Source organism: Pseudomonas sp. GW822-FHT05A08 (genome assembly GCF_058800485.1).
In genome coordinates this window covers 2,420,047-2,439,025 of sequence record NZ_CM179511.1, presented here as the reverse complement: position 1 = coordinate 2,439,025, position 18,979 = coordinate 2,420,047, and the positions used below count along the sequence as shown (strand labels likewise).

The 18,979-nt window shown below is 61.8% G+C and carries 22 protein-coding genes; 12 read left to right on the top strand and 10 right to left on the bottom strand.

What is annotated here, in order from left to right:
* The first annotated feature begins 130 nt into the window (after positions 1–130).
* Together AC3RCP_RS11060 and AC3RCP_RS11055 are read left to right on the top strand one after the other, a co-directional pair.
* A complete protein-coding gene (locus AC3RCP_RS11060; RefSeq protein WP_492571605.1) occupies positions 131–550 on the top strand; it encodes a hypothetical protein in 420 nt (139 codons plus the stop codon).
* Between the two features lie 61 nt (positions 551–611).
* Positions 612–1,034 carry a DUF4952 domain-containing protein gene (locus AC3RCP_RS11055; protein WP_492571607.1) on the top strand — a complete coding sequence of 141 codons (423 nt, stop codon included), beginning with the start codon at positions 612–614 and terminating at the stop codon, positions 1,032–1,034.
* A gap of 12 nt (positions 1,035–1,046) precedes the next feature.
* On the opposite strand, the gene AC3RCP_RS11050 is transcribed toward AC3RCP_RS11055, so the two are convergent.
* On the bottom strand, positions 1,047–1,883 hold the full coding sequence (locus tag AC3RCP_RS11050) for an arylamine N-acetyltransferase family protein (RefSeq protein ID WP_492571608.1): 837 nt from the start codon (positions 1,881–1,883) through the stop codon (positions 1,047–1,049).
* A 188-nt stretch (positions 1,884–2,071) separates the two neighbouring features.
* On the opposite strand from AC3RCP_RS11050, the gene AC3RCP_RS11045 reads away from it, so the two are divergent.
* Positions 2,072–2,641: a GNAT family N-acetyltransferase gene (locus AC3RCP_RS11045; protein ID WP_492571609.1), complete on the top strand. Its 570-nt coding sequence runs from the start codon at positions 2,072–2,074 to the stop codon at positions 2,639–2,641.
* 42 nt (positions 2,642–2,683) lie between these two features.
* Here the strand turns inward: AC3RCP_RS11045 and AC3RCP_RS11040 are convergent, their stop codons facing one another.
* The gene (locus AC3RCP_RS11040; RefSeq protein WP_492571610.1) at positions 2,684–4,246 is read right to left on the bottom strand and encodes a sensor domain-containing diguanylate cyclase; all 1,563 of its coding nucleotides are present in this window, start codon (positions 4,244–4,246) and stop codon (positions 2,684–2,686) included.
* Positions 4,247–4,503: 257 nt separating this feature from the next.
* Here AC3RCP_RS11040 and AC3RCP_RS11035 point away from each other — a divergent pair, with 257 nt between their 5' ends.
* The gene (locus AC3RCP_RS11035; protein ID WP_101337315.1) at positions 4,504–4,992 is read left to right on the top strand and encodes a hypothetical protein; all 489 of its coding nucleotides are present in this window, start codon (positions 4,504–4,506) and stop codon (positions 4,990–4,992) included.
* Positions 4,993–5,043: 51 nt separating this feature from the next.
* On the opposite strand, the gene AC3RCP_RS11030 is transcribed toward AC3RCP_RS11035, so the two are convergent.
* Entirely contained in the window at positions 5,044–5,898 is an 855-nt protein-coding gene (locus AC3RCP_RS11030; protein WP_101337314.1) for a LysR family transcriptional regulator, read from the bottom strand.
* Between the two features lie 94 nt (positions 5,899–5,992).
* Here AC3RCP_RS11030 and AC3RCP_RS11025 point away from each other — a divergent pair, with 94 nt between their 5' ends.
* The 3 genes from AC3RCP_RS11025 to tal all read left to right on the top strand — a co-directional run bounded on the left by AC3RCP_RS11025 (position 5,993) and on the right by tal (position 8,974).
* Positions 5,993–6,631 (top strand): FMN-dependent NADH-azoreductase, encoded by a 639-nt coding sequence (locus AC3RCP_RS11025; RefSeq protein WP_457275982.1) that lies wholly within the window; start codon positions 5,993–5,995, stop codon positions 6,629–6,631.
* A gap of 225 nt (positions 6,632–6,856) precedes the next feature.
* Positions 6,857–7,858, top strand: coding sequence for a tRNA dihydrouridine(20/20a) synthase DusA (gene dusA, locus AC3RCP_RS11020; RefSeq protein WP_277588244.1), 1,002 nt, complete (start codon positions 6,857–6,859; stop codon positions 7,856–7,858).
* Positions 7,859–8,047: 189 nt separating this feature from the next.
* Positions 8,048–8,974, top strand: coding sequence for a transaldolase (gene tal / locus AC3RCP_RS11015; protein WP_007926971.1), 927 nt, complete (start codon positions 8,048–8,050; stop codon positions 8,972–8,974).
* A 74-nt stretch (positions 8,975–9,048) separates the two neighbouring features.
* Here tal and rssC read toward each other — a convergent pair whose 3' ends face one another.
* Together rssC and rssB are read right to left on the bottom strand one after the other, a co-directional pair.
* Positions 9,049–9,531 (bottom strand): anti-sigma factor antagonist RssC, encoded by a 483-nt coding sequence (rssC, locus tag AC3RCP_RS11010; RefSeq protein WP_007926970.1) that lies wholly within the window; start codon positions 9,529–9,531, stop codon positions 9,049–9,051.
* Entirely contained in the window at positions 9,531–10,712 is a 1,182-nt protein-coding gene (rssB, locus tag AC3RCP_RS11005) for a two-component system response regulator RssB (RefSeq protein WP_492571611.1), read from the bottom strand. The genes rssC and rssB overlap by 1 nt, the downstream gene beginning before the upstream one ends.
* Positions 10,713–10,989: 277 nt before the next feature.
* Here rssB and AC3RCP_RS11000 point away from each other — a divergent pair, with 277 nt between their 5' ends.
* Entirely contained in the window at positions 10,990–11,289 is a 300-nt protein-coding gene (locus AC3RCP_RS11000; protein WP_101337311.1) for a PilZ domain-containing protein, read from the top strand.
* Between the two features lie 57 nt (positions 11,290–11,346).
* Here the strand turns inward: AC3RCP_RS11000 and AC3RCP_RS10995 are convergent, their stop codons facing one another.
* Positions 11,347–12,030, bottom strand: coding sequence for an MlaA family lipoprotein (locus AC3RCP_RS10995; protein ID WP_101337310.1), 684 nt, complete (start codon positions 12,028–12,030; stop codon positions 11,347–11,349).
* A 201-nt stretch (positions 12,031–12,231) separates the two neighbouring features.
* Between AC3RCP_RS10995 and pcrP the strand changes: the two genes are divergently transcribed.
* Both pcrP and AC3RCP_RS10985 read left to right on the top strand, forming a co-directional pair.
* Positions 12,232–12,852 (top strand): HAD superfamily inactivated hydrolase PcrP, encoded by a 621-nt coding sequence (pcrP, locus tag AC3RCP_RS10990; protein ID WP_492571612.1) that lies wholly within the window; start codon positions 12,232–12,234, stop codon positions 12,850–12,852.
* A gap of 113 nt (positions 12,853–12,965) precedes the next feature.
* On the top strand, positions 12,966–13,229 hold the full coding sequence (locus tag AC3RCP_RS10985) for a DUF4404 family protein (protein WP_007926964.1): 264 nt from the start codon (positions 12,966–12,968) through the stop codon (positions 13,227–13,229).
* A gap of 45 nt (positions 13,230–13,274) precedes the next feature.
* Here AC3RCP_RS10985 and queF read toward each other — a convergent pair whose 3' ends face one another.
* Both queF and copI read right to left on the bottom strand, forming a co-directional pair.
* Positions 13,275–14,105, bottom strand: coding sequence for an NADPH-dependent 7-cyano-7-deazaguanine reductase QueF (gene queF, locus AC3RCP_RS10980; protein ID WP_007926963.1), 831 nt, complete (start codon positions 14,103–14,105; stop codon positions 13,275–13,277).
* A gap of 68 nt (positions 14,106–14,173) precedes the next feature.
* Positions 14,174–14,728, bottom strand: a complete 555-nt coding sequence (copI, locus tag AC3RCP_RS10975) for a copper-resistant cuproprotein CopI (protein ID WP_101337308.1) — start codon at positions 14,726–14,728, stop codon at positions 14,174–14,176.
* A 155-nt stretch (positions 14,729–14,883) separates the two neighbouring features.
* Here copI and AC3RCP_RS10970 point away from each other — a divergent pair, with 155 nt between their 5' ends.
* Both AC3RCP_RS10970 and AC3RCP_RS10965 read left to right on the top strand, forming a co-directional pair.
* Complete coding sequence (locus AC3RCP_RS10970) at positions 14,884–15,564, top strand: heavy metal response regulator transcription factor (RefSeq protein ID WP_007926961.1); 681 nt, start codon at positions 14,884–14,886, stop codon at positions 15,562–15,564.
* Positions 15,564–16,925 (top strand): heavy metal sensor histidine kinase, encoded by a 1,362-nt coding sequence (locus AC3RCP_RS10965; RefSeq protein WP_492571613.1) that lies wholly within the window; start codon positions 15,564–15,566, stop codon positions 16,923–16,925. The genes AC3RCP_RS10970 and AC3RCP_RS10965 overlap by 1 nt, the downstream gene beginning before the upstream one ends.
* Positions 16,926–16,981: 56 nt before the next feature.
* Here AC3RCP_RS10965 and AC3RCP_RS10960 read toward each other — a convergent pair whose 3' ends face one another.
* Positions 16,982–18,226, bottom strand: coding sequence for a lipoprotein-releasing ABC transporter permease subunit (locus tag AC3RCP_RS10960; RefSeq protein ID WP_009047979.1), 1,245 nt, complete (start codon positions 18,224–18,226; stop codon positions 16,982–16,984).
* Positions 18,227–18,290: 64 nt separating this feature from the next.
* The gene (gene lolD / locus AC3RCP_RS10955) at positions 18,291–18,974 is read right to left on the bottom strand and encodes a lipoprotein-releasing ABC transporter ATP-binding protein LolD (protein ID WP_164523762.1); all 684 of its coding nucleotides are present in this window, start codon (positions 18,972–18,974) and stop codon (positions 18,291–18,293) included.
* Positions 18,975–18,979: the final 5 nt, after the last annotated feature.

Genomic DNA, 18,979 nt, shown 5'->3' with positions numbered 1-18,979 from the left:
CAGCGAAACCTGATCGCCAGCCTCTGCCTTTTTCCCGCCGAACCCCGTCCCAGACAGCCACCCTGATAGAATCCCAGCCCCACGGCGCCCACATAGGTGACGCCCTCCGTCCGCGCATGGAAGCGATCGAATGAATCATCTCTGGCATACCTTCCGCCTCGCCTATGGCAGCTTCCGCACGGTGCTGGCCTTGCAAGGCTTTGTGCTGGCCGTGTTCAGCGCCAGCTTCGCCGACAGCCTGTGGCAAGGTTTCTGGGCTGGCCTGGGGACCTTTGCCCTGTTCGTCGCCGGCGGTGCGATATTCGGCTTTCTGCCCATGGCGCTGGCGTTTACCCCGCTGTATGCCCTGCTCCGCGCCAAAGGCCTGGCCAATTGGTTCAGCAGCCTGCTGCTGGGGTTGTCGATCGCCGGTGTACTTTGCCTTCATCCGGCCTTGCGCCTGCTGATGCCGCTCTGGCTGCTGGACAGTGCGTTGATTGCGCTGCTGACTCACTGGACGTATCGCCGCCAGCTGAAGGATGGTTATGAGCAGATGCCTTTATGGCGCTGACCCTGAGCTGCCTGGGGGCTTTGCTCAGCAAAAGAGTGCTCAGCCTGGAAGGAATCGCCACGTGAACAGATGCCTCTCGACCCTGATCAGCCCTGCGTTATTGATGCTGGCGTCCGGCGCCCAGGCCGCGCCGGTCTGCGGCGACTTTCTGGCACGGATCGGCAACAAACCCGCCTTTATCGAGTTCCTCGAATGTCACGCCGAACCCGAGTTGCAGACCAAGCCGCTGCGCGCCACCTATCGTCTGGCGGGGCGGGATGCCCAGGCTGCCGAACGCTACCTGAGCGAGCAGTTCCGGATGCCGCCCCTGCGGCGCTCCTGTTGTGTCTGGGATGCGCCGCCTGGCTTCTACCGCGACCCGCGCAGCCAGTTGGGCTACAGCCTGTTCATGGGGTCGGCGGAAACCTTCGTCGATCGCCGCGAAGCCTGGGGGGATATCGACTATTTCTATCTGACTATCGACCTCGACACCGAGGAACCCTGAAGCCCGGACCGATCAGGCCGGTTGCGGCAGCGCGAGCAATTCGCCAAGGACCTCTCGCAGCCGCGGGCGCTGCGGCACCCGAATGGCGAACTCGTTCTGCAACAGGGCAATCAACTCGTCGGGGTCGGTGATCTGCCGCCGCTCGCTGTCCTGACCCAGGCGATGCACGGCGTAGCTGCCGTTATTCAGGGTCCGGCGCAGGCCTTCGCCCATCAGCGCGACTTTCAGCTGACCGAGAAACGGCGAGTTCTTGTGGGTCGAGACGAACCAGTTACCCATTTCGTAATCCACGGCCTCCTGGCGCTGCAGGTCGAATACATACATCGCCCGCCACTCGCCGGCGACCTTGGCGCGCAGGGTGTAACTGCCATCACGTTCGGTGATTCGATAGGGCTCGTGGGGCGTGGCCTGCTCGTCCTCGGTATCGAGCAGCAGCGGCGCGGTGGGCACCATGCCGCCAAAGCCGACATCCGAAACATAACGCACACCGTCCAGGGTCAGCAGCACCAGGCGGTGAGCGCGCGCGGACCAGGCATCTTCCGGCCCGCCCATCACCACTCGCCCGGTAATGCCCCGCGCCTCATAGCCCAGGTGCTGCAACAGCACCTGGTACATCTGGTTGAGTTCGTAGCAGTAGCCACCACGGCCCTCATGCAGGACCTTGTGCTCCACCGAAGCCAGGTCGATCGGCACCGGCACGCGCAACAGGGTCGACAGGCTTTCAAAAGCGAAGGTGCTGGTGTGGCGCAACTGCAGCTCGCGCAAGGTCGTCAGGGTCGGTGGCGGTGCGCTGTCGTAGCCTAGCCGTTGCAGGTAAAGCGCGAAGTTCATCAGGTGGGGCTGGCTCATGGAGTTGTCCTTATGCATGAGGTGTCGCGTATCGGCGCTATGTATAAGCCATAAAAGCCCCGAACCGACAATTGATTTGGCCAATATCCCTGCTCGAAACAGCCCATGAATGGACCTTGCCAAGGCTTAGGTGTCTGCCTGTAATAGACGGCCGAAGCCCACTCCTTCACTGCTGGAAAAAACCTGCCATGGACATACTGGAAGGCCCGCGAATCCTCCTGCGACCGCTGCAACTCTCCGACGCCGACGCCCTGGTCAAGGCCGCCGAGGATGGCCAGTTGTGGAACCTGCCGTTCACCGTGGTGCCGTCCAGCGCGACGGTGGACGACTATTTGCAGATCGCCCTCAGCGGTCGCGACGCCGGTACTGTCCTGCCCTTCGCCACGGTCCTCAAGGCCAGCAACGAGGTGATCGGCTGCACCCGCTTCTGGAAGATCGACCGCAAGAACCGCAAACTGGAAATCGGCAGCACCTGGATCGCCACGCGCTGGCAGAAAACCTTCGTCAACACCGAAGCCAAGTACCTGATGCTGCGCCACGCCTTCGAGATGCTCGACTGTGTGCGGGTGCAGTTCACCACCGACGAAATCAATGAAAAGTCGCGCAACGCCATTCTGCGCCTGGGAGCAAAACAGGAAGGCATCGTGCGTCATGAACGGATCATGCCCGATGGCCGCAAGCGCAACTCGGTGCGTTTCAGCATCATCGACGATGAATGGCCTGGCGTGAGGCAACATCTCGAACACAAGCTGGGCTAACCGGATCAGGACTGAGCGCCCAAAGGCACAGGCAACGAGCTGTCAGCGATCCGAGCGGGCCAACGGTTGGCTGACGCTCTCGATCGCCACCTGATTGCGCCCGGATTTCTTGGCCTGGTACAGCGCGGCATCGGCGTGCTCGAGGAACGCTTCGATGCTGTCGTGCCCGTTCGGCACGAAGCAGTAGCAACCCAGGCTGAGGGTGACTCGTGCAAAGGGCGAGCCGGTATGCGGGATGTTTTTCTCCATGACGCCGCAGCGAATCTGCTCGGCCATGGCCAGCGCCCCGTGCATCTCGGTATCGGGCAACAGGATCACGAATTCCTCCCCGCCATACCGCACCGCCAGGTCGGCCTTGCGCTGACAGCAATCCCTCAGCACCTGCGCCACCTCGGCCAGGCACTGATCCCCGGCGACATGGCCGTAGGTGTCGTTGTAGCGCTTGAAGAAATCGATATCGAGCATGATCAGGCTCAGCGGGCTCGCCTGCCGCCCGCCGCGCCCGAACTCGGTTTCCAGCGCCCGCTCGAGCAGCCGACGATTGGCCAGGCCGGTCAGGCTGTCATGGGTCGCGATCACCTCCAGCGCTGCCTGTGCGGTCCGCAGGTCGGCCTCGATACGCTCGCCGTTGCGTACCTGGTGCACGAAGACCCAGCCGAACAAGCCGATCCCCAATACCACCAGGGCGACAATGGCGCTGGACTGGTAGGCGCTGGCGTACCAGTCCTTGAGGACCGCATCCTTCGAACTCGCCGCGCTCACCACCAGCGGGTAGGCGTCCAGTTGCCGATAGCCGTAGAGCCGCATCTTTCTGTCGACCAGCGAACGAATCATCGCAGTGCCCGAAGAAGACTCAGGCAAGTACTTGCTGAAAATTTCCCCGCGCGCCAGGGATGCGCCGATCTGCCGCTCCTCCAGCGGACGCCGCGCCAGCAGGGTGCCATCGGACAGGGCGAGGAACATGCTGCCGTTGTCATCGATGTCGAAGCTTTTGAAGAACTGGTCGAAATAGGCCAGCCGGATACCAGCCAGCAGCACGCCTTCGAAATTGCCCTGCTTGTCGTTCAGGCGCCGCGTCAGCGGAATGATCCACTCGCCGTTTTCCCGACTGCGGATCGCAGGCCCGACGTGGGCCAGCAAGGAAGCGTTCTGCTGATGAAAGCGGAAGTAATCGCGATGGGCCACGCCTGCGCTGCGTGGCAAGCGCTCGAACGAGGTGACCACCCAATGCCCCGCCCGGTCGAACAGGAACAGGCCATGCAGCTGTTTGAGCGCTTGCGCCCTCTGCGCAAAGATCTTCTGCAGGAAAGGCTTCTGCTCAGGGCCATAACCATCCTTCTGAATCCAGTCGGCCAGGCTGGCCAGCACCAGGTCGGCCTCGATGAAGGTGTCCTCGGCCTGTTGCGCCATGGCCCGGGTCAGGTTCGACGAGGCGACCTGCGCCCGCGCCATATCGTAGTGATAGGACTGCGCCAGCTGCAGATAAAGCAGGCCGCACAGGCACAGGCAAACCATCGAAATGAATACCACCGCGGCCTTGAGCAGCGGAAGCCGTTTCAAGGTTCGATCGGAGGCATGGTGAGGATCGTGAATCGGGATAGGCAAAGCATCATCCTGGCAGGGTAAGGCATCCAATGCAGCCGGGCCGGCCAATCCTAAGAGGTAATAGCGGACAGTTCAGGGTGGCGACGTCTGAAAATGTAGAGCATTTTTCTGATGCTCATCAGGGATATATAAAAAACACCCTGCCACAATACAAACATCGGCATCCAGCAGATGGTCATGAATCGCTGGCCACCCTCCGCCAAGGTAAAGTACCTTCCGAGACTACACTTACCCTCACATCACGATAGGAAGTCGGAATGAGTAAGGTCGATGAACTCGCCGCAAGGCTGAAACAAAAACAGGACAGCTGGGCCAAGGAAGACATCTCGGCAGACAAGGCCATCGAGCTGTGGCCTGCACAGGTCTATGAGATGTACCACCAGGTCGAGACCTGGCTGACTCCACTTTCAGAGGTCGGCCTGAATATCCGGCGCGTCCCCACTCGCGTGTTCGAGAGCCACCCCTCTGGTGCGACCTTCAACTATGCCATCGATCAACTGCTGATCGAGGGCAACCACCAGAGCATCCTCCTCGACCCTATCGCCCGCTTCACCACGGGTGGCGCCGGGCGTGTCGAAATCCACGGCAAAGGCCCTGAACGCTACCTGCTGCGCAACGGCAGCGAACATGGAGAGGGGCACTGGCTGATCCAGACGGTTCCCGGCTCCGGTAAATCCAGGCCGGACCCGTTCGAACTCAATGAAGACACCTTGTTGTCCGTGATCCAGGAAGGCCTGGACCTCTGAACCCCGCTCAAGCGACTGCCCCTCGGGCAGTCGCGCCGCTGAAGCCGACGGCTAGAGCCGCCGCGCCGCACAATACGCCACTATCACCTGGGACAACGCAGCCACTATGCCCTGATCGGCATCCTTGGCCGTGAACAGCCGAAACTCCGCGTCAGGCAGTACCGGCAAGCCATGCTCAGCCCCCAATACCGCAAGCCCTTGCCCCAACTGACTGGTGGCTATCGGCGCCACCGCGAACCCGGAGAGGGCCGCCGTGCGCAACGCCGCGGTGCTCGGGCAAAGCATTGCCGTGCGCTGGGCGATTCCCGCTTGCGCCAGACGCTGCAGGGCTACCGCCCGATAAGGGCATGGCTCGGGAAACAGTGCCAGTGGCAGCGGAGTCGGCAAGCGACCCACCAGATAAGCGGAACTGGCCCATACCAGCGGCTCCTGCCACAACAGCAGGCCCGGCTCACGGGTTTCACACAGCGAACCTATGACCACCTCCAGGCCGCCCTGCTGCATGCGCTCCAGCAGCGTGCCGGGAATATTCACCTGTATATCGATTTCCATGCCCGGATACTGCGCCGCGAACTCCTGCAAAAGGCGCAGCAGGCGGGGCTCGACAAAGTCCTCGGACATGCCGATCCGCACCCGGCCGTGAAATGGCGAACGCGTCAGCTCGGCCCAGGCATCGCGGTTCAAGGCGAGGATGGCTCGCGCATAGGCCATCAGGCGCTCGCCATCGGCAGTCAAGTGCTGGGAACGCGTGGTACGGGTCAGCAGCGGCTTGCCGACCTGCTCTTCCAGGCGTCGCAGATGCCCGCTGACCGCCGACTGCGTCAGGTGCAGCCGTTCGGCGGCACGGCTGAAGCCTTCCTCGTCCACCACCGTTACAAAGGTCTTGAGCAACAGAACATCGAACATATAATGATACGTAATCAATCAGCCATTTATTTACAATTTATATTCCGCAAATCGCTATGTTGCAATGTCGGCATTCCTCATCCGAGATGCCGTCATGACCCGCCTGCTGCATATCCAATGCTCCCCCCGCAAAGAGCGCTCCGCCTCGCAACAAATCGCCCGAGGCTTTATCGATCGCTATCAGACCCACCATCCACACACCGAAGTCAGCACCCTGGACCTGTGGAGCCTGGACCTGCCGGAATTCGACCAGCACGCCATGGACGCCAAGTACGCCGGCCTGCAAGGCATGGCCCTGTCCCCCGACCAGCAAGACGCCTGGAACACCCTCGAAACTCTCGCCGCCCACCTGCACCATGCCGATCTGCTGGTACTTTCCGTACCCCTGTGGAACTACAGCATCCCCTACAAGCTCAAGCACTTCATCGACCTGGTCACGCAGAAAGACATCCTCTTCAGCTTCACCGCCGAACACGGCCTGCGCGGCCTGCTGCACAACAAAACCGCGGTCGTCGCCTACGCCCGCGGCCTCGACTTCTCGCCGCTATCCGACACGCCTGCGGAACGCTTTGACTTCCAGAAGCCCTACGTCGAGGCCTGGCTGAAGTTCATCGGCGTCACCCAGGTCCACGCGCTGATCGTGGAAAAGACCATCCTGGGGCATGAGGTGGATCAGGTGGCGCGGCGAGAGGCCGGGAATCGGGCCAGGGAACTGGCGGACAGCTTCAAGTGATTCAAATGCAGCGAACATTCGCCTAGCCATGCGGCTATCGAATCACACAAAAAAGCGGGCGACCTTAAGATCGCCCGCTTTTTATTAGCCTGCCGTTGTTCATACAACCGACCGGAATATAGGAACCGAAGACCATTCAACTTCCTGGTACGCGCGCCCTTGCAACCCCGGAACTCCATTCCTGATAAACTTCCCCTCCTTCGCCTCCCCCATCCAGATTGCCCAATGCTCTTATCTCCTGCTCCAACTGCCTCGCCAGCCCTCTCCCGCCGCTTTTCCGTGGCGCCGATGATGGACTGGACTGACAGGCACTGCCGCTTCTTCCTGCGCCTGCTGTCCAAGCAGGCCCTGCTCTACACCGAGATGGTCACCACCGGTGCGTTGCTCAATGGCGACCATGAGCGTTTTCTGCGTCACGACGAGTCCGAGCATCCCCTGGCGTTGCAGTTGGGTGGCAGTACGCCGGCGGATCTGGCGGCTTGCGCGCGGATGGCGCAGGAGCATGGTTACGACGAGGTGAACCTCAACGTTGGCTGCCCGAGCGATCGGGTGCAGAACAATATGATCGGCGCCTGCCTGATGGGGCATCCGGGCCTGGTGGCCGATTGCGTGAAGGCGATGCGCGATGCGGTGAGCATTCCGGTGACGGTCAAGCATCGGATCGGCATCAATGGCCGCGACAGTTATGAACAACTGTGCGATTTCGTCGGCCAGGTGCGCGAAGCTGGGTGCACCAGCTTTACCGTACATGCGCGGATCGCGATTCTTGAGGGGCTGTCGCCGAAGGAAAACCGTGACATTCCTCCCCTGCGTTATGACGTGGCAGCACGCTTGAAAGCGGATTTCCCCGAGCTGGAAATCATCCTCAACGGCGGCATCAAGACCCTGGAAGCCTGCCATGAGCATCTACAGACTTTCGACGGGGTGATGCTGGGCCGCGAGGCCTATCACAACCCCTACTTGCTGGCCGAGGTGGATCAGCAGCTGTTCGGCAGCACCGCACCGGTGATTTCCCGGGCCGAAGCGTTGGCGCAGTTGCGGCCTTATATCGCCAGGCACCTGGCCACGGGCGGCGCCATGCACCACATCACTCGCCATGTATTGGGGCTGGGCACCGGTTTTCCGGGGGCGCGCAAGTTCCGCCAGTTGCTCTCGGTGGACATTCACAAGGCCAAGGATCCGCTGGCGCTGCTGGATCAGGCCGGGCAGTTGCTCGAAGGTCGCTAACGATCACTCGGGTTGAACCTGATGGGTGTTTTGGCATCGTAGTAAACGGATAGCGCCCCAGCATTCAAACACCTGTTTTTCAGGTTGTTGCCCTTGGGGCTCGTTTAGGCATCCGGTTACGCATTCGCGCCCTTGAGCGGCTGTCAGCGCTCGGGTAATGTCAACAGACCCACAGGACAGAGCACTCTCATGACTTCCAAGCTGGAACAACTCAAGCAGTTCACCACCGTGGTTGCCGACACCGGCGACTTCGACGCTATCGCCCGGGTCAAACCGGTAGACGCCACCACCAATCCTTCCCTGTTGCTCAAGGCCGCGGCCATTCCGGGTTACGCCGAGCTGCTGAACGCCTGCGTCAGTGACGTCAAGGGCGATGTCGGCCTGGCCAGCGACCGTTTTGGCGTCGCCGTGGGCAAAGAAATCCTGAAAGTGATCCCCGGCCGCATTTCCACCGAAGTGGATGCCCGCCTGTCGTTCGACACCGATGCCATGCTCAAGCGCGCCCATCGCCTGATCGAGCTGTACGACAAGGCCGGCATCGGCCGCGAGCGTGTACTGATCAAGATCGCCTCCACCTGGGAAGGCATCCGCGCCGCCGAGCAGCTGGAACGCGAAGGCATCCAGACCAACCTCACCCTGCTGTTTTCCTTCGCCCAGGCGATCGCCTGCGCCGAGGCCGGGGTGTTCCTGATCTCGCCGTTCGTGGGCCGCATCTATGACTGGTACAAGAAGGCCAGCGGCAACGACTACACCGGCGCCGACGATCCGGGCGTGCAGTCGGTGACCCGCATCTACAACTACTACAAGGCCAATGACTACAAGACCGTAGTCATGGGCGCCAGCTTCCGTAACCTGAACCAGATCGAGCAACTGGCCGGCTGCGACCGTCTGACCATCAGCCCGGACCTGATCGAGAAACTGGCCGCCGACACTGGCAAGCTGGAGCGCAAACTGGCGCCGGGCCACGCTGGCGAAGCTCGCCAGAGCCTGAACGAAGCGCAGTTCCGCTGGGCCTCCAACGAAGACGCCATGGCCACCGAAAAACTGGCCGAAGGCATCCGTCAGTTCGCCCGCGACCAGGAAAAACTCGAGGCACTGCTGGCCGCCAAGCTCTGACCGAGCGAGCGCCAACGCAAAAAGGGCGGACCCTCACGGGTTCGCCCTTTTTTATGTGCTGCCGCTTTATAGGATCAGTTGCGTTCCAGGGCATTCACCAGATCGTGGAAAGCCTCGCGGTTGGAGTCGTTCAAGCCCATGAGGATCTTGTGCGCCTCCAGCACCTTGAGCCGCACCACCTCTTCCGACTGGTCCTGGGATGGCAGGTCGGTCAGGCATTCCGGGCATGGGATCGGACGATCAACGATGTTGAACACCTGATCGAAGCCCATGGACTGCAGCAGTCGAGTGATGTCTTCGTGGGTGGTGACGACGGTCGGCAACAGGCCGACCTTCTGCCGCGACAGGATCGACAGCTTGGCCAGCAGGCCCAGGGTGGTGCTGTCGATGCTGCGGGTTTCGGTCAGGTCGATCACGATCGCCGAGAAGTTCAGCGCCGTGAAGATTCGCTCAATAGTCGCATCCAGCGCCGAACACAGGGTCAGGCGCACTTCACCGATAAACTTCAGGACAAAGGTGCCGTCCTGCTCGGCGAACTGGATTCTACCGGTACTCATTAAAGATTCCTGCTCAACACCAACAGGGCGATATCATCCGGCATCTCCCCTAGCGTGGCCAATCCAAAAACCTGCCGCAGACCATCCAGGCTGCCGCCGGCCGTTCTCACCCGTTCAGGTAAGGCGGCCTCTTTCTCTTTGAGTGTGGGTTCCGGCAAAAGGTCCAGAATGCCATCAGACATCAGCGTCAAGCTGAAGCTCGGAGGCAGTTCCAGAATGTGGTCTTCATAGGTGGCTTCATTGAACAAGCCTACCGGCAGACCCCGCCCTTCCAGGTAACGCACACTGTCTGGCGTGTACAACACAGGCAATGGCAGGTGTCCGCCAATGCTATAGGTCAACAAGCCCGTCTCCTCGTCGATGACGCCACCGACCATTGTCACGTGTTTGCCCAGCTTACAGCTGATCAGGCCACGGTTGATATGGCCCAGGACTTCCGACGGCTTGAATTCCGGCAAAGTGCCGTTGCGCTTGGACTCGAACAGCAAGCGCGTGGTCATGAACTTGAGCAGCACCGTGACAAAGGCCGAAGACGCGCCATGCCCGGAAACATCCGCCAGGTAAAAGGCTACGCGGCGCTCGTCGACACGAAAGTAGTCGACAAAATCGCCGGACAGGTACAACGACGGAATGATCTGGTGCGCGAACTTGAACTCATCGATGGTCCATGGGCTCACCGGCAGCATGTTCATCTGCACCTGGCGCCCGGCGTTCTGATCTTCCTGCAGCAGGCTCAGGCTGGCTTCGAGCTCGCGGTTGGCGGCTTCCAGCTTCTCCCGGTAGCGCTGGTTTTCCAGCAGCAGGCGCGCACGATCCAGGGCCCGGCGCACCGAGTGCTCCAGCACCGCGAGGTCTTCCAGCGGCTTGATCAGGTAGTCCGCCGCGCCCAGGCGCAAGGCCTCGACGGCATCGTTCATCACACCGGCACCGGAAACCACGATGACCGGGGTTTGCGGTTCGATGTCGGTTACCTGACGGATAAGTTCGAGGCCGCCCATCTGCGGCATGCGCAGATCGCAGATCACCAAGTCGGGCCTTTCCTGCTCGAACACCTGAAGTCCCTGCTGACCGTTACTGGCCTGCAGGACGCTGAAGCCACTGTCTTCCAAATAGGCCGCGAGGCTCGCGCGCACTACTTCGTCGTCATCGATTATCAGCAGCGTGGCACTGGTTTTTGGCATGTGGGCAAACGGCGCCAGAATTAGGTTGGCGTAGGTGGCTGGGCACGAGGCCTGGACACACACTACTGGATTCGCTTTCTAGCCACTCTGGAAATGGAGTCAGGGCCCGTAGCCCTGCACGCTCGACCATCAGAGGTGCCCTTCTAAGGCGCAGACGGTACTCCCATCCGCGGGGCGTTTCAAGCTCATGCCGATGGTCGCCGGACGTCTTTACACCTCAAATCACCGGGAGTTATAAGAACAGGCAAATCCGCAACTTAAACGCAGGTTGGAGCCTATGAGCCCAAACGATCGTGACTACAGTGAAAAGCGCGATTACATCCGCATGCGAGTGGATGCAGAGGTCACGCTGATCCACCAGGGCCAGGTGATTGCGGCCGTCTGCATCGACCTTTCCAGCAGTGGCATGCAGGTTCAGGCTCCGCGCTCATTCAAGGTCGGCGACCTGCTCAGCGTGCGTATCGATTCCGAGCACGCCGCCCTCAGGGGACTGGAAGCGGACACCGAAGTGGTCTGGGTCACCGAGCTGGAAGGCAAGGGCCAGAAACTTGGCCTTACAATCCTGAAGATGAGCTGATTCTAAGATCAACAAAAAAGGCGGCCCCAAGGGTCGCCTTTTTCATGGACAGGTCGCTTAAAAATCGTCTTCGACCTTGCCGTCCTTGACCTTGAATTCGCGGTTCTGCAGGTACGCATTGCGAATGAAGGTGTACTTGTCGCCACTGATCAGCTTCTCGCTCGACAGCAGGCTCGCGCGGGTGTCGACGACCTCCAGGGCAAACACGCTGTTACGCACCGGCACGTCGTTCACATAACGGTAACCGTCGGTGAAGCTGTCGACATACTTGGCCGGCGCATCGCGCAGGGTGCTCGGACCGAAGAACGGCAGCATCACGTAAGGACCACTGCCGACGCCCCAGTAACCCAGGGTCTGGCCGAAGTCTTCATCGTTACGTTGCAAGCCCATCTTGGTGCCCACATCGAAGAAACCCGCCACGCCGATGGTGGTGTTCATCAACAGCCGCGCGGTGTCGACGGCAGCGGCATGGGGCTTGGCTTGCAGGATATCGTTGGCCAGGTTGCCGACATCACCGATATTACGGAAGAAGTTGTGAATGCCGTCTTCGAGAAATTGCGGCGTTACTGCCTGATAACCTTGCGCCAGAGGTTTCAGCGCATAGGTGTCGATGGTGTCGTTGAACGTGAAGATCGGGCGGTTGATGCTTTCCCACGGATCGTCTTCCGCAGCGTGGGTCAAAACCGGCACCAGCAGCATGCCGGCACACATAAGCTGAGCGAGACGATTGCTCCAGCGCATAGCAGAAACTCCTTGGATTGTACTGTCGCGGGCGCTATGCCCTGGCGGTAAGCGCGCTAGTATAAGTCGGATATATCCATTTATGCAGCACTGGTGCAGTGCTTCGCCCTCTCCCCCTCATTTGCATGGCCTGTTCACAGGGATGTCATCCAACGGTCATCTGTCGTCGATACTCTTGCAAGGTATTTCAGGGACGTCACGATGCCTCACGCCGAAGCCTTGCCTGTATCCGCCCCCACCTTGACCGCCGTGCTCTTTGGCCTCAGCGGTTGCCTGGTGGATTTCGGCGCGCGGATGCGCCTGCACAGCGCCGACCACCCGGTCCTGGAACAGGCCCACGCCACTCACGGCGCCCTGGACATCCTGCACAGCCTGCAACATCAAGGCGTGCCTTGCGCCTGGCTTGACGAGTTGCCCGCCACCCTCAGCCAGCACCTGGCAAGCTCACTACCCGACTGGGTCACCCCGTCCCCCAACACAGGCTCCCGCTGGCCGGCTCCCGATGCCTGCTGGCAGGCGCTGATGGCCCTGAATGTCAGCCGCCTGGACGGCTGCGTGCTGGTCAGCGGCGAACCGCGCCTGCTGCAATCGGGCCTCAACGCCGGCCTGTGGACCATCGGCCTGGCGTCCTGCGGTTCGCTCTGCGGGATGAGCCCGACACAATGGCAGGCACTGAACCAGCAGGAGCGCGAACTCAAGCGCGGCAAGGCCACCCTGCATCTATTCAGCCTCGGCGTGCACTCGGTGATCGACCATCTGGGCGAGCTGCCAACCTGCCTGGCCGATATCGGCCAGCGTCGCCAGAAAGGTGAAAAACCCTGACTTGATCAAGATCATGCACATTGCCCGCGAGTGGATTACGCTAAGGCTCAGACATGGACCTTTAGCGAATCGGCGCGGTCCATGGCTGTGCCTATCAATGAAGGGAGAACGCCATGCCTGCCCGCGAACTGCAAGAACAGCTCAATACCCTGCGCGAGCAATTGGAGCAGAACCCACCGCTTTCGGAAGCAGAACGCGCCAATCTGCAGGAATTGATGCAACAGATCGAGCTCGAGCTCAAACTGGAAAACGCCACCCAGGACACCAGCCTGGCCGACGGGGTCAACCTCGCCGTCGAACGCTTCGAGCTTGAACACCCCGCCATTGCCGGCACCTTGCGCAACATCGTGCAAACTCTCGGCAACATGGGGATTTAACCCCTTACAGACAAAAAAGCCCCGCTACCAGAGCGGGGCTTTTCATTACTGGCGAACCAGTCGGAAGTTGGCGAAACTCGCGGTTTCGGTGCTGCGGTACGGGTTGATGTCCAGGCCACCACGACGCACATAACGCGCATACACCGTCAGCTTCTCCGGCTGCAGCAAACGCTGCAGGTCGAGGAAGATCCGCTCCACGCATTGCTCATGGAAGTCCGAGTGCTGGCGGAAGCTCACCAGGTAGGCCAGCAGGCTGGCGTGGTCCAGCGCCGGGCCACGGTACTCCACCACCACGCTGCCCCAGTCCGGCTGGCTGGTGACCGGGCAATTGGATTTGAGCAGATGGCTGTGCACGCTCTCCTCGACGATCCGCGACCTGTCGCACTGCAGCAGTTCCGGACGCGGGTGTTCATAGCTGCTGACGCTGATATCCAGCTCGTCGATGCAGGCACCCGGCAAGGCCACCACTCCTTCCGCCTCCACTTCGCCCAGGCTGCGGATGCGCACGCCCACCGGCTTGCCGGCCGCCGCAGAGAGGTCGGCACGCAAGGTTTCCTCCAGGCTCTGGCGATCCGCGAAAGGGGTCTGGTTCAGTGAGTTGAGGTACAGCTTGAACGACTTCGACTCGATGATGTTCGGTGAGTCCGCCGGAATGCTGAACTCGGCGATGGCCACCACCGGCTTGCCGGAGGGCAACAGCCAGGACAGCTCGAAGCAGTTCCAGAAGTCCACGCCTTTATAAGGCAGGGTGTCGGCGCTCAGGCCCAGCTCGGCCCATTTTGCCGCCCGCGGGATCGGGAACAGCAAGGATGGCGTGTAGGTAGAGACGTATTCACTGGACTTGCCCAGCGGCGAATGTTCGGCTGCGGGATGCATGGCGGAAACCTGACTGAAGAATCAGGCGATTCTATCAGTCTTTGCCTCCGCCTTTGAGCCCCAGGCGCTTACTGGCTGACCGTCAGCTTGCCGACCATGCCTGCCTGATAGTGCCCCGGGATATTGCAGGCGAACTCCAGGCTGCCGGCCTTGCTGAAGGTCCAGGTCAGCTCAGCGGTCTTGCCCGGCTCCACCAGCACGCTGTTCGGGTCGTCGTGCTTCATGCCGGGCATCGCGCCATGGCCCATGGCGGCGTGATCCATGGCCCCAGCGGGCATGTTCTTCATCGCGGTGGGCGTGAGCATGCCGCTCTGCTGCATCTTCAGCATTTCCTGCTGGTGCTCGGCATGCATGGTCGCGGTACCGATATTGAGCTCATGCAGCAACTGGCCCTTGTTGATCAAGACAAAACGCACGGTTTCGCCAGCCTTGATGTCCAGGCTCTTGGGGGTGTAGGACATGTCGTTCATGACCACTTCCACCGTACGCGTGGCCTTGGCCGCCGAGGCCGCCTGACCGAAATCGTAGGTCTGCGCCGGCGATGCCCAGGCCGGCGCACCCAATGCCAGCAAACACGCGGCCAGCGTCAACGAACGAGGTAAAACACCCTTGGACAAAAACATAATCGCACTCCAACAAGATGAGGTTCAGCTTGTGTGAAACTCTAAGGCCGCAGCGCTGCCAGCCAGCTGACTGCTAGATTACAACTTTGTCAGCTTGTGCCCTGCGGCCGTCACCCAGGGTATAAAGCCCGCGTTCCATTTGCCATGAGCCGCCCATGAAACTGCTGATCGTCGAAGACCAACCGAAAACCGGCCACTACCTGCGCCAGGGCCTGAGCGAGGCAGGCTTCAACGCCGAACTGGTGGCCGATGGCACCACCGGCCAACACCTGGCGTTGACCGGCGACTATTCCCTGTTGATTCTCGACGTGATGCTGCCGGGCCGCGATGGCTGGCAGATCCTGCAAGCCGTGCGCGGCGCCGGGCTGGAGATACCGGTGCTGTTCCTGACCGCGCGCGATGCGGTGGAAGACCGGGTCCACGGCCTGGAGCTGGGCGCCGACGATTACCTGGTCAAGCCTTTCGCCTTCTCCGAACTGCTGGCCCGGGTCCGCAGCCTGCTGCGTCGCGGCAGCTCCACGCCCCAGGAAACCACCCTGCAACTGGCGGACCTGCGCCTGGACCTGATTCGCCGACGGGTCGAACGCAACGGCCAGCGCATCGACCTCACCGCCAAGGAATTCTCGTTGCTGGAAATGCTCCTGCGGCGCCAGGGTGAAGTGCTGCCCAAGACGCTGATCGCCTCCCAGGTCTGGGACATGAACTTCGACAGCGACACCAACGTCATCGAGGTGGCGATCCGCCGCTTGCGCCTGAAGATCGATGACGATTACCCGAACAAACTGATCCACACCGTGCGTGGCATGGGCTACGTGCTCGAAGAGCGCCAGGCCTGATGCGCCGCTTGACCCTGAGTGGGCGCCTGGCCCTGTTGTTCGCCGGCTGCACCGCGGTGGTTTCGCTGCTGGCCGGGGTGCTGTTCAGCCGCGCCAGCGAAGCGCACTTCATCGAACTCGACCAGCAACTGCTGGAAGGCAAACTGATCGCCATGCGCAGCGCGCTGCTGGGCGCCGACGACCCGCAACGCTTTGTCGAACGCAAGGCGCAGCTGCAGGATGAACTCAGCCATCAACCGGACCTGACGCTGCGGGTCACAGGCGCGGATGGCGCCCTCTGGTTTGACAGCGCCAAGGGGTTGCCGGCCGCTCCGGCCCAGCCGACCGGGCTGCACAGCCTGCAACACGACGGTACCGCCTACCGCATCTACAGTGCGGCCCTGGAACCTGGCCAGGCCGGCTCGCCAGAGCTGACCCTGATGCTCGACATCACCCACCACCAGCACTTTCTGCAGCGTATGCAGCACCTGATCTGGCTGACCGTCGGCCTCTCGGCCCTGGCCACCGCGCTGCTCGGGGCCTGGGCCGCGCGCAGCGGCTTGCGTCCGCTGCGGCGGATGAGCGAGGTCGCCGCGGGCGTGTCCGCCAGCTCCCTGACCCAGCGCCTGCCGGAGCAGCAGATGCCCGGCGAACTGGCCGAACTGGCCCAGGCCTTCAATGCCATGCTCGGGCGCCTGGACGACTCCTTCCAGCGCCTCTCCGCGTTCTCGGCGGACATCGCCCATGAGCTGCGCACCCCGCTGTCGAACCTGCTGACCCACACCCAGGTCACCCTCACCCGCCCACGGGCGCTGGAAGACTATCGCGAAGCCCTGCACAGCAACCTCGAAGAGCTGCAATGGATGGCCCAGCTGGTCAACGACATGCTCTACCTGGCCAAGGCCGACCACGGCCTGCTGACGCCGAAACGCGAAGCCCTGGAGCTGGGTGAGGAAACCGACATGCTGCTGGAGTTCTATACGCCGCTGGCCGAAGACGCCGGTATCGCCCTCGGGCGCGAAGGCAGCGCGAAGATCCAGGGCGACCGCAGCATGTTGCGCCGCGCCCTTTCCAACCTGCTGGACAATGCCCTGCGCTTCACCCCGGCCGGCGGCGAAGTGCGGGTGCGGCTTGGCGAGACCGCCAAGGGTTCATTCCTGCGGGTGGAAAACACCGGCGAAGGCATTGCGCCTGAACGCTTGCCACGGCTGTTCGACCGCTTCTACCGCGCCGACCCGGCGCGCCATGAAGGCAGCAGTGAACATGCAGGCTTGGGACTGGCCATCACCCAATCGATCATCCGTGCCCATGGTGGGCAGATTCGTTGCCAATCGGCGCAAGGCCGGACGAGCTTTGTGATTGAGTTGCCGAGGCAGGAATAACGCAGGGTTGGCGAGCAAGCTCCCTCGTAGGAGCGAGCTTGCTCGCGATAGCGAGATTACGAATAACGCAATGCAGTCGCCGGCTCGACCTTCGCCGCGCGCCAGGCTGGATACAGGGTCGCCAGGAAGCTCAGGACAAAACCCGCGGTGCAGATCAGGGCCACGTCGCCGCCCTGCAGCTCGGAAGGCAGGTTGCTGACGAAGTACACGTCGGAACTGAAGATGTGCTGGCCGCTGACCCGCTCCAGCCAACCCACCAGCGCACTGACGTTCAACGCCGCGATTACCCCCAGCACGCCGCCGATCAAGGTGCCGACGATACCGATCACCGTACCCTGGACCATGAAGATCGCCATGATCTGCCGTGGCGTGGCGCCGATGGTGCGCAGGATCGCGATGTCCGCACCCTTGTCGTTCACCACCATGATCAGCGTGGCGATGATGTTGAACGCGGCCACGGCCACGATCATCAACAGCAACAGGCCGATCATGGTCTTTTCCATCTTCATCGCACTGAACAGGCTGCCCTGGGTGTGGGTCCAGTCATCGGCCTTGAAGCCAGCGCCCAGGCTGGCAGCGATGTCGCTGGAAACCTTGGGCGCGGCGTACAGGTCCTTGACCGCCAGGCGCACGCTCTGCACCTGGTTTGGCTGCCAATGCTGCATCTCGGCGGCATCGGCCACATGGATCAGCCCCATGGAACCGTCGAGCTCGGCCCCGACCTTGAACACGCCGACTACGTTCAAGCGCTGCATGCGCGGGGTGATGCCGCCCGGCGCGGAGCTGATTTCCGGCACGATCAGGGTCAGCTTGTCGCCGACATTCAGGCGAAAGCGCCGTGCCGTGATCTCACCGATCACCACCCCGAACTCGCCCGGCTTCAAGGCATCCAGACGGCCCTGGACGATGTGCTGGGCAACGATGGAGACCTTGCCTTCCTGGGCCGGGTCGATGCCGCTGATCTGGATCGGCTGCATCGAGCCCTTGTAGGAGAGCATGCCTTCCATCTCGGTGAACGGCACCGCAGCCGTCACCTCGGGATTTTTCATCGCCGCGGCGGCCACCGGCTGCCAGTCGTCGATCGGCTTGACGCCGACGATGGTGGCGTGGGGCACCATGCCGAGGATGCGCGAGCTCATTTCGCGCTGGAAACCGTTCATCACCGACAGCACCACGATCATCGCCAGCACGCCCAGGGCGAGGCCGATCATCGAGGTCATGGAGATGAAGGAAACAAAGCGATTGCGGCGCTTGGCGCGGGTATAGCGCGTGCCGATAAAGATCGATAACGGTCTGAACATTCGCTGGGGCACCGTATGGAAATTAAAGACCCAGCGCCTGTTTCAGGCGCCGGGCTGCGGCCAATCAGATGGGCGTCAGGAAACCTTCCTGCAGGTGCAGGACGCGGTCCATCTGGCGAGCCAGGTTCATGTCGTGGGTCACCACCAGGAACGCGGTACGCATCGAGGTGCTGAGTTCCAGCATCAAGTCCTGGATGCCTTGCGCGGTGTGGGAGTCGAGGTTGCCGGTCGGCTCGTCGAGCATCACCAGCCCTGGCTTGTTGACCAGGGCACGGGCGATAGCCACACGCTGGCGCTCACCACCGGACAGTTCGGCCGGCTTGTGCTCCAGGCGATGGGCCAGCCCTACCCGCTCCAGCAAGGCGGTGGCCCGCTGACGAGCTTCCGGGATCGCGGTCTTGCCGATCAGCAGCGGCATGCAGACGTTTTCCAGGGCGGTGAATTCCGGCAGCAGGTGGTGGAACTGGTAGACAAAGCCAAGGGCGCGGTTGCGCAGCAGGCCGCGGCCCTTCTCGCTCAGCGCCGAAAGCTCCTCGCCGTCGAGCCAGACGCTGCCCTTGGTCGGCGTGTCGAGGCCACCCAGCAGGTTGAGCAAGGTACTTTTGCCCGAACCTGAGGTACCGACGATCGCCACCCGCTCGCCCGGGTGCAACTCCAGTTGCAGGCCGGACAACACCACCACCGATTCCGGACCTTCCTCGTAGGACTTGCCCAGGTCGCGGCAGCTCAGAATTGCTTTTTCACTCATGCCCA

Bases quoted from the DNA above. Each gene is read 5' to 3' on its own strand.
- AC3RCP_RS11035 (WP_101337315.1), top strand. From the start codon at position 4,504: ATGAGTAAGGTCGATGAACTCGCCGCAAGGCTGAAACAAAAACAGGAC.
- rssB (WP_492571611.1), bottom strand. From the start codon at position 10,712: ATGCCAAAAACCAGTGCCACGCTGCTGATAATCGATGACGACGAAGTA.
- lolD (WP_164523762.1), bottom strand. From the start codon at position 18,974: ATGAGTGAAAAAGCAATTCTGAGCTGCCGCGACCTGGGCAAGTCCTAC.
- AC3RCP_RS11060 (WP_492571605.1), top strand. From the start codon at position 131: ATGAATCATCTCTGGCATACCTTCCGCCTCGCCTATGGCAGCTTCCGC.
- AC3RCP_RS11030 (WP_101337314.1), bottom strand. From the start codon at position 5,898: ATGTTCGATGTTCTGTTGCTCAAGACCTTTGTAACGGTGGTGGACGAG.
- queF (WP_007926963.1), bottom strand. From the start codon at position 14,105: ATGCATCCCGCAGCCGAACATTCGCCGCTGGGCAAGTCCAGTGAATAC.
- AC3RCP_RS11050 (WP_492571608.1), bottom strand. From the start codon at position 1,883: ATGAGCCAGCCCCACCTGATGAACTTCGCGCTTTACCTGCAACGGCTA.
- tal (WP_007926971.1), top strand. From the start codon at position 8,048: ATGACTTCCAAGCTGGAACAACTCAAGCAGTTCACCACCGTGGTTGCC.
- rssC (WP_007926970.1), bottom strand. From the start codon at position 9,531: ATGAGTACCGGTAGAATCCAGTTCGCCGAGCAGGACGGCACCTTTGTC.
- dusA (WP_277588244.1), top strand. From the start codon at position 6,857: ATGCTCTTATCTCCTGCTCCAACTGCCTCGCCAGCCCTCTCCCGCCGC.
- copI (WP_101337308.1), bottom strand. From the start codon at position 14,728: ATGTTTTTGTCCAAGGGTGTTTTACCTCGTTCGTTGACGCTGGCCGCG.
- pcrP (WP_492571612.1), top strand. From the start codon at position 12,232: ATGCCTCACGCCGAAGCCTTGCCTGTATCCGCCCCCACCTTGACCGCC.
- AC3RCP_RS11045 (WP_492571609.1), top strand. From the start codon at position 2,072: ATGGACATACTGGAAGGCCCGCGAATCCTCCTGCGACCGCTGCAACTC.
- AC3RCP_RS10995 (WP_101337310.1), bottom strand. From the start codon at position 12,030: ATGCGCTGGAGCAATCGTCTCGCTCAGCTTATGTGTGCCGGCATGCTG.
- AC3RCP_RS11025 (WP_457275982.1), top strand. From the start codon at position 5,993: ATGACCCGCCTGCTGCATATCCAATGCTCCCCCCGCAAAGAGCGCTCC.
- AC3RCP_RS10960 (WP_009047979.1), bottom strand. From the start codon at position 18,226: ATGTTCAGACCGTTATCGATCTTTATCGGCACGCGCTATACCCGCGCC.
- AC3RCP_RS10965 (WP_492571613.1), top strand. From the start codon at position 15,564: ATGCGCCGCTTGACCCTGAGTGGGCGCCTGGCCCTGTTGTTCGCCGGC.
- AC3RCP_RS10970 (WP_007926961.1), top strand. From the start codon at position 14,884: ATGAAACTGCTGATCGTCGAAGACCAACCGAAAACCGGCCACTACCTG.
- AC3RCP_RS10985 (WP_007926964.1), top strand. From the start codon at position 12,966: ATGCCTGCCCGCGAACTGCAAGAACAGCTCAATACCCTGCGCGAGCAA.
- AC3RCP_RS11000 (WP_101337311.1), top strand. From the start codon at position 10,990: ATGAGCCCAAACGATCGTGACTACAGTGAAAAGCGCGATTACATCCGC.